General features: G+C 47.4%; 14 protein-coding genes, 7 tRNA genes and 1 pseudogene. 11 read left to right on the forward strand and 11 right to left on the reverse strand.

Annotated features, from left to right (window positions below; all coding sequences use genetic code 11):
* Positions 1-4 precede the first annotated feature (4 nt).
* From ACTHUR_RS01525 to rfaD, 11 genes are all read left to right on the forward strand, one after another.
* Positions 5-670, forward strand: coding sequence for a hypothetical protein (locus tag ACTHUR_RS01525; protein ID WP_049344150.1), 666 nt, complete (start codon positions 5-7; stop codon positions 668-670).
* A gap of 49 nt (positions 671-719) precedes the next feature.
* Positions 720-1,295: a DUF2059 domain-containing protein gene (locus ACTHUR_RS01530; RefSeq protein WP_049335588.1), complete on the forward strand. Its 576-nt coding sequence runs from the start codon at positions 720-722 to the stop codon at positions 1,293-1,295.
* A 94-nt stretch (positions 1,296-1,389) separates the two neighbouring features.
* Positions 1,390-1,572 (forward strand): Trm112 family protein, encoded by a 183-nt coding sequence (locus ACTHUR_RS01535; RefSeq protein ID WP_003679524.1) that lies wholly within the window; start codon positions 1,390-1,392, stop codon positions 1,570-1,572.
* Positions 1,569-2,330: a 3-deoxy-manno-octulosonate cytidylyltransferase gene (gene kdsB, locus ACTHUR_RS01540; RefSeq protein WP_004520817.1), complete on the forward strand. Its 762-nt coding sequence runs from the start codon at positions 1,569-1,571 to the stop codon at positions 2,328-2,330. Before ACTHUR_RS01535 ends, kdsB begins: the two co-directional genes overlap by 4 nt.
* Positions 2,331-2,341: 11 nt before the next feature.
* Complete coding sequence (locus tag ACTHUR_RS01545; RefSeq protein ID WP_004520816.1) at positions 2,342-2,860, forward strand: hypothetical protein; 519 nt, start codon at positions 2,342-2,344, stop codon at positions 2,858-2,860.
* A gap of 72 nt (positions 2,861-2,932) precedes the next feature.
* On the forward strand, positions 2,933-3,580 hold the full coding sequence (adk, locus tag ACTHUR_RS01550) for an adenylate kinase (RefSeq protein WP_003746105.1): 648 nt from the start codon (positions 2,933-2,935) through the stop codon (positions 3,578-3,580).
* Positions 3,581-3,688: 108 nt separating this feature from the next.
* On the forward strand, positions 3,689-4,420 hold the full coding sequence (pyrF, locus tag ACTHUR_RS01555; RefSeq protein ID WP_049335590.1) for an orotidine-5'-phosphate decarboxylase: 732 nt from the start codon (positions 3,689-3,691) through the stop codon (positions 4,418-4,420).
* A gap of 13 nt (positions 4,421-4,433) precedes the next feature.
* Positions 4,434-4,652 carry an NADH dehydrogenase gene (locus tag ACTHUR_RS01560; RefSeq protein WP_004520812.1) on the forward strand — a complete coding sequence of 73 codons (219 nt, stop codon included), beginning with the start codon at positions 4,434-4,436 and terminating at the stop codon, positions 4,650-4,652.
* Positions 4,637-5,101: a hypothetical protein gene (locus tag ACTHUR_RS01565; protein WP_004520811.1), complete on the forward strand. Its 465-nt coding sequence runs from the start codon at positions 4,637-4,639 to the stop codon at positions 5,099-5,101. The genes ACTHUR_RS01560 and ACTHUR_RS01565 overlap by 16 nt, the downstream gene beginning before the upstream one ends.
* A 41-nt stretch (positions 5,102-5,142) precedes the next feature.
* Positions 5,143-6,105, forward strand: coding sequence for a D-glycero-beta-D-manno-heptose-7-phosphate kinase (gene rfaE1 / locus ACTHUR_RS01570; RefSeq protein WP_004520810.1), 963 nt, complete (start codon positions 5,143-5,145; stop codon positions 6,103-6,105).
* A gap of 139 nt (positions 6,106-6,244) precedes the next feature.
* Complete coding sequence (rfaD, locus tag ACTHUR_RS01575; protein ID WP_039862484.1) at positions 6,245-7,249, forward strand: ADP-glyceromanno-heptose 6-epimerase; 1,005 nt, start codon at positions 6,245-6,247, stop codon at positions 7,247-7,249.
* Positions 7,250-7,475: 226 nt separating this feature from the next.
* On the opposite strand, the pseudogene ACTHUR_RS01580 reads toward rfaD, so the two are convergent.
* The 11 genes and pseudogenes from ACTHUR_RS01580 to ccoG form a co-directional block, all read right to left on the reverse strand.
* Positions 7,476-7,771: pseudogene (locus ACTHUR_RS01580) on the reverse strand (transposase); the annotation flags it as partial.
* Positions 7,772-7,917: 146 nt separating this feature from the next.
* Positions 7,918-8,007 (reverse strand) — tRNA-Leu (locus ACTHUR_RS01585).
* Between the two features lie 21 nt (positions 8,008-8,028).
* Positions 8,029-8,106, reverse strand: a tRNA-Cys gene (locus ACTHUR_RS01590).
* 10 nt (positions 8,107-8,116) lie between these two features.
* Positions 8,117-8,190, reverse strand: a tRNA-Cys gene (locus tag ACTHUR_RS01595).
* Positions 8,191-8,221: 31 nt separating this feature from the next.
* Positions 8,222-8,297, reverse strand: a tRNA-Gly gene (locus tag ACTHUR_RS01600).
* Positions 8,298-8,318: 21 nt separating this feature from the next.
* Positions 8,319-8,394, reverse strand: a tRNA-Gly gene (locus tag ACTHUR_RS01605).
* A gap of 24 nt (positions 8,395-8,418) precedes the next feature.
* Positions 8,419-8,494: transfer RNA gene (locus ACTHUR_RS01610), tRNA-Gly, on the reverse strand.
* A gap of 34 nt (positions 8,495-8,528) precedes the next feature.
* Positions 8,529-8,604 (reverse strand) — tRNA-Gly (locus ACTHUR_RS01615).
* 95 nt (positions 8,605-8,699) lie between these two features.
* Positions 8,700-9,260, reverse strand: coding sequence for a CDP-diacylglycerol--glycerol-3-phosphate 3-phosphatidyltransferase (gene pgsA / locus ACTHUR_RS01620; protein WP_003679552.1), 561 nt, complete (start codon positions 9,258-9,260; stop codon positions 8,700-8,702).
* Positions 9,261-9,936: 676 nt separating this feature from the next.
* Positions 9,937-10,503, reverse strand: a complete 567-nt coding sequence (locus ACTHUR_RS01625; protein WP_039862483.1) for a FixH family protein — start codon at positions 10,501-10,503, stop codon at positions 9,937-9,939.
* A gap of 3 nt (positions 10,504-10,506) precedes the next feature.
* Positions 10,507-11,991, reverse strand: a complete 1,485-nt coding sequence (gene ccoG / locus ACTHUR_RS01630; RefSeq protein WP_004520803.1) for a cytochrome c oxidase accessory protein CcoG — start codon at positions 11,989-11,991, stop codon at positions 10,507-10,509.
* Positions 11,992-12,283 lie beyond the last annotated feature (292 nt).

Here is a 12,283-nt window from a genome sequence, read left to right on the forward strand (position 1 = left end):
AATCATGAAGTTAAAATATTTGTTGGTCGCTTGCGCAGCTTTATTTGTATCCACTCAAAGCTTAGCTGCTAAACCAAGTGATGAATCTGCAATGAAATGGTTGGAAATTCAAGGGATAAGCAGTAATTATAGCGAGAAAGTACAACGTTCTTTAGAGATGGTGAATAAAGAGGACAATGAACGCTTGTTAACGATGACGCCCAAAGCTCAAAAAGCGCAGATGAAGGCGGTCATCAGCCGTTATATGAAAAACATGCAAGACGATTTGAGCCGCCCTGAGTTGAAAAAACAATGGTTGGATGAAGAAAAGCGTGCCGTACAGAAAGTATTCACACAAGAAGAAGTGGATGTAACCAACCGTTTTTTCTCTTCGGCTCAGGGAAAAAATATTTTGAAAAAGATAAGAAGTTTCCAACAGCATGGTGGAAATCTTGAGGATATGTTGAGCCAATCGGATATAGAAAAGATGACTGAAGCATTTGGGCATGGTGCCGGTAAGTCTGCGCTCGAGAAAATTAAGCATTTCGATAAGCTGAGTGATGAGATTATCCACAAAACCATGAGTCAAAACTACCTCAATGCAAGCGATAAATATACGCCTGCTTTTGAGGAGCAAACACATGGTATTTTATGCGAAGGCAACAAACATTTGCCGAAGTGTGCCAAATAATTTTCCGACTATCTGAAAATATTTATTTTTTGTTGAAAGGTAGAAAAAGATGAAGCTGAAAACCTTATTATTACCCTTCGCTGCGCTGGCATTGTGTGCCAATGCGTTTGCCGCGCCGCCCAGTGATGCGTCGCTGGAGCGTTTGTTTGAGGTGCAGAAGATGGATGCTCTGTTAGACCAGTCTCTCCAAAGCGTTGGAGGTATTGTGCTTTCTGATCCGAATGTACAGAATCTTTGGAAAGATGCGCCGGAAGACAAACGTCCTCAGTTGGAAGCAGTCTTGAAAAAATATACAACTCAATTGATTGCTGAAATCAATACACCGCAAGTGCGTGCCCAGTTGCATAAAGCGGCTTTGGAAGGCATAAAGACGGTTTATACTCAGGAAGAAGTCAACGCATTGATTGACTTTTACGGCACTGCAGTGGGTCAATCAATACTCGCTAAAACTCCACGCTATCTTGAAGCAACAATGACCCCAATATTGAGTATCATCACCGAAAAATACGAAAAATCCAGTCAAAACGCAAACTTAGCCCGTGAAATCCGTCAGATCATGTGCAATGGCAAAAATCCTGACCAAGCTTGTACACAGCAAACGAAGAAAACGGCACGGAAAAAATAATGCCGCTTGAGGCCGTCTGAAAACGAGTGCAGCAAGTTTCGCCAAAACGAGCAAAGTGATTTTCGCTAAAACCACCAAACCAGAAAGTAACCCCATGGAAAAAAAATTCTTAGACATCCTTGTTTGTCCTGTTACCAAAGGCAAACTCGAATACCATCAAGACAAACAGGAATTGTGGAGCCGTCAGGCAAAGCTGGCTTATCCGATTCGTGACGGCATCCCTTATATGCTGGAAAACGAAGCACGAGCGTTGAGCGAAGAGGAACTGAAAGCATGACCGAATTTGTCGTATTGATTCCGGCGCGGTTGGATTCTTCACGTCTGCCGGGCAAGGCTTTGGCCGATATTCACGGTAAACCGATGGTTGTACGTGTTGCCGAACAAGCAGCGAAAAGCAAGGCCGCGCATGTTGTCGTTGCCACCGACCATCCTGATATTCAGACGGCCTGTCAGGCGCACGGTGTCGAAGTGGTCATGACTTCTAATCAACACGAAAGCGGTACAACGCGTCTTGCCGAAGCGGCCAATACGCTGAAACTGCCGCAGCATCTGATTGTTGTGAACGTACAAGGCGACGAGCCTTTAATCGATCCCGAACTCATCAACCGTACGGCTGAAGTTTTGGTTGAAAACAATGTGCAAATGGCGACCGCCGCCCACGAATTGCACGATTTTGACGAGTTTATGAATCCTAACGTTGTCAAAGCCGTCCTCGACAAAAACCGCAACGCCATCTATTTCAGCCGCGCCCCGATTCCTTATCCACGCGATGTGATGCGCTCTGAAAAACGTGAATTGCCTTCAGAAACAGCTGTCTTGCGCCACATCGGCATTTATGCCTATCGTGCAGGTTTCCTGCAACGCTATTCCGAAATGGAAGTTTCTCCTTTGGAAACCATTGAATCTCTGGAACAATTGCGCGTCCTGTGGCACGGTTATCCGATTGCTGTTGAAATTGCCCAAGAAGCGCCAGCCGCCGGCGTGGATACACAGGAAGATTTGGACAGGGTAAGGGCTGTGTTCGAGGCCGTCTGAAAGGAAAAAACATGAATGATTTACGCCATTTGAGCCGTGACGAACAAAAACTGCTTGCCGATGTCGCTTTGCTGGTCAAAGACGACGATCAAGAGTTCAACTACGAAATGTTGAAAGTGGCCGCGCCCGACGAGGCCAGCGGCGAATTTTGGTTTCGCATGGCAGAAATGCTCAGCACCCTGCCGCCCAACCAATCCTTAGATTTGCGCATGACCGGCGGACGGTTGGCGGTCGCCGTATCGATTTTATCGGTGTTGTTGCAGGAAAGCCCCGATATTCCCCAGCTTTGGGCACAAAAAGTGATTGCGCTCAACTATCTGGCACACGGCCATCGGACACGCGCCCTCGGTTTAGCGCAACAGCCGGATAAAGCGGCAGAAGCCAACGAGGAAGAATATTTGGCAAAAGCCTTGTCCCAAAACCTACTTTCCACGTTGAAAGACGCATTGGAACGCTTCCCCGAAGACAGCTGGTTTATCGAAATGCGCGATGATGCGTGGCAGCACTTTGGCTCAGAGCAGGCCGTCTGAAGTTTTGAACGATAAACGCAAGGCGTGTAGAATTAAACAAACATCAAATCCATAAACCAAGAAGGACTCATCATGAAAGTATTATTGTTGGGCGCACCAGGCGCCGGCAAAGGCACACAGGCTCAATTCATCACTGCTGCATTCGGCATTCCTCAAATCTCTACCGGCGATATGCTCCGTGCTGCCATCAAAGCAGGCACTCCGCTGGGTTTGGAAGCAAAAAAAATCATTGATGAAGGCGGTTTGGTACGCGACGACATCATTATCGGCATGGTCAAAGAGCGTATTGCCCAAGACGACTGCAAAAACGGTTTCCTGTTTGACGGTTTCCCACGCACATTGGCACAAGCCGAAGCGATGGTTGAAGCTGGTGTGGATTTGGACGCGGTTGTTGAAATCGACGTACCCGACAGCGTGATTGTCGACCGCATGAGCGGCCGCCGCGTGCATTTGGCTTCCGGCCGTACTTACCACGTTACCTACAATCCGCCTAAAGTTGAAGGCAAAGACGACGTAACCGGCGAAGATTTGATTCAACGCGACGACGACAAAGAAGAAACCGTGAAAAAACGCCTTGCCGTTTACCACGAGCAAACCGAAGTTCTGGTTGATTTCTACAGCAAACTGGAAGGCGAACACGCGCCTAAATACATCAAAGTCGACGGCACCCAAGCAGTAGAAGCCGTGAAAGCCGAAGTATTGAAAGGTTTGGGCAAATAAGTTTTGCTGAAGTAAAATCATGAGGCCGTCTGAAAAAATATTTTCAGACGGCCTTTTGTGTACAAAAGCTGTTAAAATCGAAGCTATAACCGTTTCCGCAGGCATCTTATGAATCCCTTGATCTCCGACTTCCAAACTCAGCAACAACGTACTCCCGTTATCGTCGCCCTTGATTTTGCCAACGAAAAAGATACGCTCGGATTTGTCCGCAATCTTGACCCGGCATTGTGTCAAATCAAAATCGGCAAAGAGCTGTTTACCGCAACCGGCCGTAATTTGGCAGAAAGCTTAATCAATCAAGGTTTCAAACTTTTCCTCGATTTGAAATACCACGATATTCCCCACACAGTTGCTCAGGCCTGTAAAGTTGCTGCCGATATGGGCGTTTGGATGGTCGATATGCACGCCTCCGGTGGCCGCCGCATGATGGAAGCTGCAGCAGAAGCCGTTGCCGGATATCAAACCAAGCCGCTCCTAATCGGCGTAACCGTGTTGACTAGCATGGAACAAAGCGACTTGTCCGAAATCGGTTTGAACATCGCCCCTGAAGAACAAGTCATCCGCTTGGCGAAACTGGCGCAAAGTTCAGGCTTGGACGGCGTGGTATGTTCCGCTCAAGAAGCCGCACCATTGCGTCGTGAATTGGGACAGGATTTTGTCTTGGTCACACCAGGTATCCGCTTGGACGTTGCAGGCAATAATGACGACCAACGCCGTATTATGACACCGGCCGAAGCATTGGCTGCCGGTTCAACCTATTTGGTAATGGGCCGTCCGGTAACCAAAGCTGCCGATCCGGTAGCCGTATTGCGTGAAGTCAATCGAGTAGCCAACGCTTAAGGCCGTCTGAAGTATGAAGACGATTGTGATTGGTGCGACAGGCGCAACAGGAAAATCCTTGTTGCCTTTACTTGCAACCAGTTCAGAGGTTGAGTCTATCGACTGCTTCGGTCGCAGACATCCTGATTTTACCCACCAAAAGCTAAATAGCCATCAGATTGATTTTTCTCAGCCTGATGATTGGCGCGATGAAGTACAGGATGATTGTTTGCCTGCTTGGGAACAACCCTGAAAGCAGCAGGAAGTAAAGAAGCGCAATGGGCAATTGATTATGAGGCAAATCTTGAATTTGCCAAAGCCGCACGAGAAAACGGCGTCAATACTTTGGTTTTGATTTCCGCTTCCGGTGCAAATTCTGCTTCGCGCCTGTTTTATCAACGGATGAAGGGCGAATTGGAGCAAGCAATTATCGCTTTGAATTTTCCTCACCTTATTATTTTCCGCCCGCCATTGCTGATTCGTCCGAACAGCGACCGCTTGGGCGAAAAAATAGCAGAACGGATTTTTCGCGTACTCAACCGCATCGGCATGCTGAAAAACCAACGTCCACTTGCTGTCGAAAAATTGGCGCAAGCCATGCTGAAAGCAGCGTTGTTGTCATCTCATGAACAGGCGTCGTACTCGAAAAACCATATGCAGGTATATGAGCCTCAAGATATTTTTAGGCTGTTAGATCAATAAACCGATAACAAGCCTTACACAGAGATTTTAATGGAGCCAGTATGGTAACCAAGTTCCAACAAGAAACCCTCAAATCCCGTTTTGCACAAGCCAAAGTCCTTGTTGTCGGCGATGTGATGCTCGACCGTTATTGGTTTGGCGATGTGTCCCGCATTTCTCCTGAAGCCCCTGTGCCGGTGGCGAAAATCGCCCGTATCGACCAGCGGGCGGGCGGGGCGGCAAACGTTGCGCGCAATATCGCTTCATTGGGCGGCAAAGTAGGGCTGTTGTCCGTGACTGGCGATGATGAAGCTGCAGATGCGTTGGACGCATTGATGATGCAAGACGGCGTTGCTTCCTATCTGATGCGCGACAAGCAAATTGCGACTACTGTCAAATTGCGCGTTGTTGCCCGTAATCAGCAGCTTATCCGACTTGATTTTGAAGAATCGCCTCATCGTGAAGTGTTGGAACAAATCAAGCATCAATATTGCGAAGTGTTGCCTGAATACGATGCCATTATTTTTTCAGATTACGGCAAGGGCGGCCTGTCGCATATTTCCGATATGATCGATTGGGCGAAACAGGCCGGTAAACCTGTTTTAATCGACCCCAAAGGCGATGATTACGAAAAATATGCCGGCGCTACGCTGATTACGCCTAACCGTGCAGAGTTGAAAGAAGTGGTGGGTAGCTGGAAAAACGAAAATGATTTGACTGAAAAAGCCCAAAACCTGCGCCGTCATCTTGATTTGACCGCGATTTTGCTGACCCGAAGTGAAGAGGGTATGACCCTGTTCAATGAGGGCGAGCCGATTTATCAGCCTACACGGGCCCAAGAAGTCTATGATGTATCGGGTGCAGGCGATACCGTTATTGCCGGAGTGGGCTTGGGTTTGGCCGCTGGTTATACCATGCCCGAAGCGATGCACCTTGCCAATACTGCGGCAGGTGTTGTCGTGGCAAAACTTGGTACAGCGGTTTGCTCGTTTGCCGAATTGACTAAGGCATTGGAAGAGCAATAATTGCGGTTTCAGACGGCCTTAAAATCTAAAGGCCGTCTGAAAATAGAGTTGGAAAATAATCCAGACAGACAAGTTTTTATTTTTAGACAGCATGATTTCTTCAAGGCCGTCTGAAAAATCAAAATAAAGGAAATTCATTATGACCATTATCGTAACAGGCGCGGCCGGCTTTATTGGCAGCAACATCGTCAAAGCACTTAACCAGCGCGGTATTACCGACATTGTTGCCGTCGACAATTTGAGCAAAGGCGAAAAATTTAAAAACCTTGCCGAGTGTGAAATTGCCCATTATCTCGATAAACACGAATTTATCCGTCAAGTGCGCGGCCATCTTCTGCCTTACGACGATATCGAAGCCGTTTTCCACCAAGGCGCATGTTCTGATACCATGAATCATGACGGCCTTTACATGATGGACAACAACTACCAGTACACACTTGATCTCTTGGACTGGTGTCAGGATGAACGCATTCCGTTCCTTTATGCTTCCAGCGCCGCAGTGTACGGCAAGGGCGAAATCTTCCGCGAAGAGCGCGAACTGGAAAAACCGCTCAATGTATATGGCTACTCTAAATTCTTGTTTGACCAAGTATTGCGCCGCCGCATGAAAGAAGGCCTGACCGCCCAAGTCGTTGGCTTCCGCTACTTCAACGTATATGGACAGCAGGAGCAACACAAAGGCCGTATGGCATCCGTCGCCTTCCATCATTTCCACCAATACCGCGAGCATGGTTATGTTAATCTGTTTGGCGCCAATGACGGCTACGGTAATGGTGAGCAAACACGCGATTTTGTCAGCGTAGAAGATGTTGCCAAAGTTAACCTTTACTTCTTCGATCATCCTGAGCTTTCAGGTATCTTTAACCTCGGTACAGGTCGTAGCCAACAGTTTAACGAACTTGCCGCCGCAACCGTCAACGCTTGTCGTGCGGCCGAAGGCAAGCCTGAAATGAGTTTGAAAGAGTTGGTTGAAGAAGAACTTATCCGTTATATTCCATTCCCAGATGCACTCAAAGGCAAATATCAGAGCTTTACTCAAGCGGATATTACCAAGCTGCGCGAAGCTGGGTATAAAGAAGAATTCTTGGATGTAAAACAAGGCGTCAGCCGTTACGTTAAATGGATGCTGGAGAAATTGGTTTAAGTCCTTCTGATTTGAATGATAAGGTCGTCTGAAAAAGGATTTTCAGATGGCCTTATCATTTTGGGAAATTTTAAAATGAGACCTTTGCAAAATTCCTTTTCCTTCCAGCAGCCGAAATCCAAACATAGATTTTCGACTGTTTTCGTTCCAAGTACCCACTGATTCTACTCAAACCCCCCTCTTTACTCTCCCCAGATACCTGATAATCAGGCATCCGGGCCGCCTTTTAGGTAACAACAGGCGCACTTAGCCTGTTAGCTGCTTTCAACAGGTTTAAACACATTGCCTTCAGATGGCTTTATGCACTCACTTTAATCAGACCGAAATAGGCTACCCGAGTGTAGCGGGACTTACGGTGCAGCGTACCGAAGCTTTGTTCGACCACATAACGGGTCTTCGATAGATGTCGGTTACGTTTGGTTTACGCTTCCATCAGCGGACGGTTGCGGTGGGCTTTGCGCATAATGCCGTCCAGCAAACGATGATTACCAGATGCTACCGGTCTTCCTCGTTGTCATAGCCTGAGACCTTTGCACGAGCTTGTCACATTTGACGCAAATGGCGCAAGTTAGATACAAATCAGGCACAAACAAAAAAGACAGCCTTACAAATAAGCTGTCAATTAGAAATTTAGAATATTAGGTTTTTCAATAAATTCAGATATTTATTGGTGCCCGGAGCCGGAATCGAACCGGCACGGCCGGTTTAGGGCCGACGGATTTTAAGTCCGTTGTGTCTACCTATTTCACCACCCGGGCGTAGACAGTAAATTGAGAAATTGGAGGCGGGGGCGCGGATTTGAACCGGCCTGTATAAGGGTTGCACCCCTTATAGCATAAACACTCTGCCACCCCGCCATGAAAGGGATGGAGGCGAGAGTCGGAATCGAACCGGCGTAGACGGATTTGCAATCCGCTGCATAACCACTTTGCTATCTCGCCAAAACTACGTTTGAGTGTTGTAGTATGAAACTGGAGCGGGAAACGAGTCTCGAACTCGCGACCTCAACCTTGGCAAGGTTGCGCTCTACCAACTGAGCTATTCCCGCGTATTCGGATGCATGATTTAATGGAGCGGGAAACGAGTCTCGAACTCGCGACCTCAACCTTGGCAAGGTTGCGCTCTACCAACTGAGCTATTCCCGCATTTGAGTGCATCTGAAATTAAACTGGAGCGGGAAACGAGTCTCGAACTCGCGACCTCAACCTTGGCAAGGTTGCGCTCTACCAACTGAGCTATTCCCGCATATTGAAAAAGAACAATCAACAAGTAATCAGAATGGAGCGGGAAACGAGTCTCGAACTCGCGACCTCAACCTTGGCAAGGTTGCGCTCTACCAACTGAGCTATTCCCGCTCTGATAGTTTGTTGCTTCGTATATCGAAGAAGACGCAATTATTATGGATTTAATCGCGTGCGTCAAGTATTTTGTTTTTATTTTTTTTAAAAATTTATTTGAATTCTTTCCATGCCATTTTCAGGTAGTAGCACATGGACCAGATGGTCAATACAGATGCTATAAACATCAATATGTTACCAATGAGATAGAAAGGATCGTTATATTTGTCTGTGCCGATAAGCAAAAGGAAGATGGCGATCATTTGGGCGGTGGTTTTGAATTTGCCGATAGTGGCCACTGCAACGCTGCCGCGTTTGCCCATTTGTGCCATCCATTCGCGCAAGGCGGAAATGGTGATTTCCCGGCCGATAATAATCATGGCGAAGATGGCGTATGTTCTGCCAAGGCTGACGAGCAGGAGCAGGGCAACGGCAACCATGAGCTTGTCGGCAACGGGGTCGAGGAATGCACCGAAGTCGGAGGTTTGTTTCCAGCGGCGTGCTAAAAAGCCGTCGAACCAGTCTGTAATAGCTGCAAGTGCAAAGATGATAGCGGCTGTCCAGTTGACGGTTTGTGGTTGAATCCATGTGTTCGGTAAATAGAATAGGATGGTGAACACGGGGATTAATAGGACGCGCATCCAGGTAAGTAAAATAGGTATGTTCCAAGGCATGGTTTGGGATCTTTTGGATGATGTGTCGGGTTGTTCATTATAGCTTATTTGTTCACTCTGCTTTTTGAAGTGTTGTTTTTTTGCCGACAAGTATCTTGGGCATAGATTTTTGTCGTGTGGGTTGTGAAGAAAATCTGCTAAGGCCGTCTGAAAAATAGGCTGTTGCGGGGTGTAAATGTTTTTGGGTAGAAAAGTAGCTGCGAAATAGTGAGCAATAAGGTCTGCCTGCTGTTCGATATTTAATTGGTTGATGTGGGGTAAGGGGATAGGGTAGGCGTAAGCTTTGCGTTTTCTGTATCCGCCTTTGAGCATGATGAATAGGCCGGAAAGCCAAACTTTGTGACCGCGCTGGTGTTGCCAGACATGTGTCAGCTCATGAATCAGCCAGATTTTGTAGGCGATGCCGGCTTGAGTGAAATCATCAGGGCAGTGTTTACGAGGAAAGTATATGTTTCCATTGGGCGCAATGGCGGTATTGGCGTTGGGTATAAGTGGAATGCCGCGATATATTTTGATGTGGTGGAAGTCTATGCTGTCCGCAAAAACTTGTTTTGCCATACGGACTTCATTTTCGGTCAGTCTGCGCCAATCGGAAAAAATCATATTTGGAAGGGAATATAAGAGGGTATGAAGATTTCAGGCCGTCTGAAAGGTTTCAGACGGCCTGGGTCGGGATTTATTGTTCTGTTGAAGCGGCTTGTTTGCCGTTGTCGAACAATTTGTCCATAGGCGTCAGATTGACTGCATTGCCTTGGCTGACTATCCATTTGTTTTCAACACGCCATACGCCTGAGGCATCTTCAACGCGTAAGTACCAATGATTGGTTGGGCGTAAAGGTTTAAAGACGGCTTCGTATTCCATGCGGCCGTTTTGTGGTTCGGCTGTTACGGCGCGCAGCTTGACGGTTTGGTCATCGGCTTTGCGCGTCGGGTGCATCAACAATAGGTTTAATGGCTGTTTGGTATCGAATTGTCCGCTGACGAATACTTTGGCGGCATTCATATCCGGACTGATTAAGACCTGCACTTGAATTTGCCGTTTAACGGCTTCTTCATCACGGTGAAGTTGGATTTCGATGTGTTTGCCGTCTTTGTAGTAATCGTCAGACACCAAGTCTGTCGTGTGTTCTTTTGCGACGAAGAACATGGAAACGCTGGCGATAACGACGAAGATGGGGCCTGCCATCAGCACCCAGGGCCAAATATGTTTGTACCAAGGTTTGATTTTGGGTTGTGGGGACACCGTTTATTCTCCGATAAAGGTTGCTTTTTCTTCTAAAGTAGTCGGTTTGGAGTCGGCAGAGCCGGTCTCGCGATAGATAAAGGTAAATTCAATCGGATGGCTGCCTTTGTCGGCGTATTCGGGAATGGTAGATACCTGTACTGGGATGGTAACGGTTTCCCGCGGCGCAATTTTAATACCGTTTTCAGGCAGGCCGGTCAGCGCGATTTCGTCAAAGCCTTTGACGGTTGCGGTCATCAGTTGTTCGTTTTCACTATTGTTGATAATACGCAGGTTATAGGCATTTTCCAACCAGCCTTGGCTGTTTTCGCGAACCATGACACCACGGTCTTTCAGGATATCGACTTCGACCATTTTTCGGGTGGAAATGCCGACCAGGAAGGCGATGATGACCACCAGGAGTACTGCGCCATAACCAGCTACGCGCGGACGTTTCAAGCGTTTTTTGATGTCGCTTTCAGGGTATTCGTGTTCCAACGCGCCTTCGGTTGTATAACGGATCAAGCCGCGCTCGTAGCCCATTTTGTCCATGATTTCGTCGCAGGCATCGATACACGCCGCGCAGCCGATACATTGGTATTGCAAACCGTCGCGGATGTCGATACCGACGGGGCAGACTTGCACGCACATGGTGCAGTTGATGCAGTCGCCCAAGCCGCTGTCTTCTTTGTTGGCGGTTTTCTTGCGTGCGCCGCGCGGTTCGCCGCGTTCGGTATCGTAAGAAATAATCAGCGTGTCTTTGTCAAACATTGCACTTTGGAAACGTGCATACGGACACATATGCAGACACACTTTTTCGCGCATGATGTGGGCGAAGAAGAAAGTCATGAATCCGTAAAATGCTGCGGCAAACATTGCGCCGCCGCCTGCTGCTCCGGTGAATAAATCGGGAACAAATTGGCGGATCGGGATAAACCAGCCTGCAAAAGTGATACCTGTCCATGCGCAGACAAGGAAAATCAGCAGGTATTTGGTGGCCTTAATGCGAATTTTAGTAAAGTTCCAAGGCGATTTTTCCAGTTTTAGGCGTTTGTTTCTATCGCCTTCGACCAAGTTGTCAATCCACAGCATAATTTCGGTGTAAACCGTTTGCGGGCATGAATAGCCGCACCACAAACGACCGGCAATGGTTGTCCACCAAAACAATCCGAATGCGCAAATCATCAGCAGTAAGGCAAGGTAAATCAAATCGCCCATACCCAGCGACAGTCCGAAAATGAAGAAATGACGGTCAGGGATATTGAATAAAACCGCCTGACGGCCGCTCCAGTTGAACCATGGAATAACGTAAAATACAAACTGGGTCGCCAATACTGCGGCGATACGCAGTTTGGCAAAGCGTCCTTCCGCCTTTTTAGGATGGATGCGTTCGCCTTCAGGATGGATTTGAATCACGCTGGATTTAGGTTTGGAAGGTTTGGGCGGAGTGGCTTTTGCTGTTTTTTCTGTTGAGGGTGTGGTATTTTCAGCTTGGTTTTCTGGTGACATTTCAGTGTTCCTTGATGAAGTGCACACAAGCCTGTTGTCATGGTAGTAGTTTGATGTGGATATTTTCAGACGGCCTTTCGCGTGCATACAAATCATAACATTTGACTCTATTCAAAGCAAAAGAGGGACTTCGTATTAACGATGGATTCCTTGCGGCCGTTTGATGTAGGGCCGTCTGAAAAGGGCAGTATTCAAAGGTTTATGGTTCGGCATGTGTGCAAACTTATAGTGATTTGCTATTTACACGATAAAAATATATAAAGCACTGTTTCAAAACGAAATAACAGTTAAT

The organism is Neisseria sp. P0021.S007 (genome assembly GCF_051956855.1).

Excerpts from the sequence above, each read along its gene's own strand:
- pgsA (WP_003679552.1), bottom strand. The coding sequence starts at position 9,260 with ATGCCTTGGAACATACCTATTTTACTTACCTGGATGCGCGTCCTATTA.
- ACTHUR_RS01535 (WP_003679524.1), top strand. The coding sequence starts at position 1,390 with ATGGAAAAAAAATTCTTAGACATCCTTGTTTGTCCTGTTACCAAAGGC.
- rfaE1 (WP_004520810.1), top strand. The coding sequence starts at position 5,143 with ATGGTAACCAAGTTCCAACAAGAAACCCTCAAATCCCGTTTTGCACAA.
- ACTHUR_RS01530 (WP_049335588.1), top strand. The coding sequence starts at position 720 with ATGAAGCTGAAAACCTTATTATTACCCTTCGCTGCGCTGGCATTGTGT.
- pyrF (WP_049335590.1), top strand. The coding sequence starts at position 3,689 with ATGAATCCCTTGATCTCCGACTTCCAAACTCAGCAACAACGTACTCCC.
- adk (WP_003746105.1), top strand. The coding sequence starts at position 2,933 with ATGAAAGTATTATTGTTGGGCGCACCAGGCGCCGGCAAAGGCACACAG.
- ACTHUR_RS01525 (WP_049344150.1), top strand. The coding sequence starts at position 5 with ATGAAGTTAAAATATTTGTTGGTCGCTTGCGCAGCTTTATTTGTATCC.
- ACTHUR_RS01545 (WP_004520816.1), top strand. The coding sequence starts at position 2,342 with ATGAATGATTTACGCCATTTGAGCCGTGACGAACAAAAACTGCTTGCC.
- kdsB (WP_004520817.1), top strand. The coding sequence starts at position 1,569 with ATGACCGAATTTGTCGTATTGATTCCGGCGCGGTTGGATTCTTCACGT.
- ACTHUR_RS01560 (WP_004520812.1), top strand. The coding sequence starts at position 4,434 with ATGAAGACGATTGTGATTGGTGCGACAGGCGCAACAGGAAAATCCTTG.
- rfaD (WP_039862484.1), top strand. The coding sequence starts at position 6,245 with ATGACCATTATCGTAACAGGCGCGGCCGGCTTTATTGGCAGCAACATC.
- ccoG (WP_004520803.1), bottom strand. The coding sequence starts at position 11,991 with ATGTCACCAGAAAACCAAGCTGAAAATACCACACCCTCAACAGAAAAA.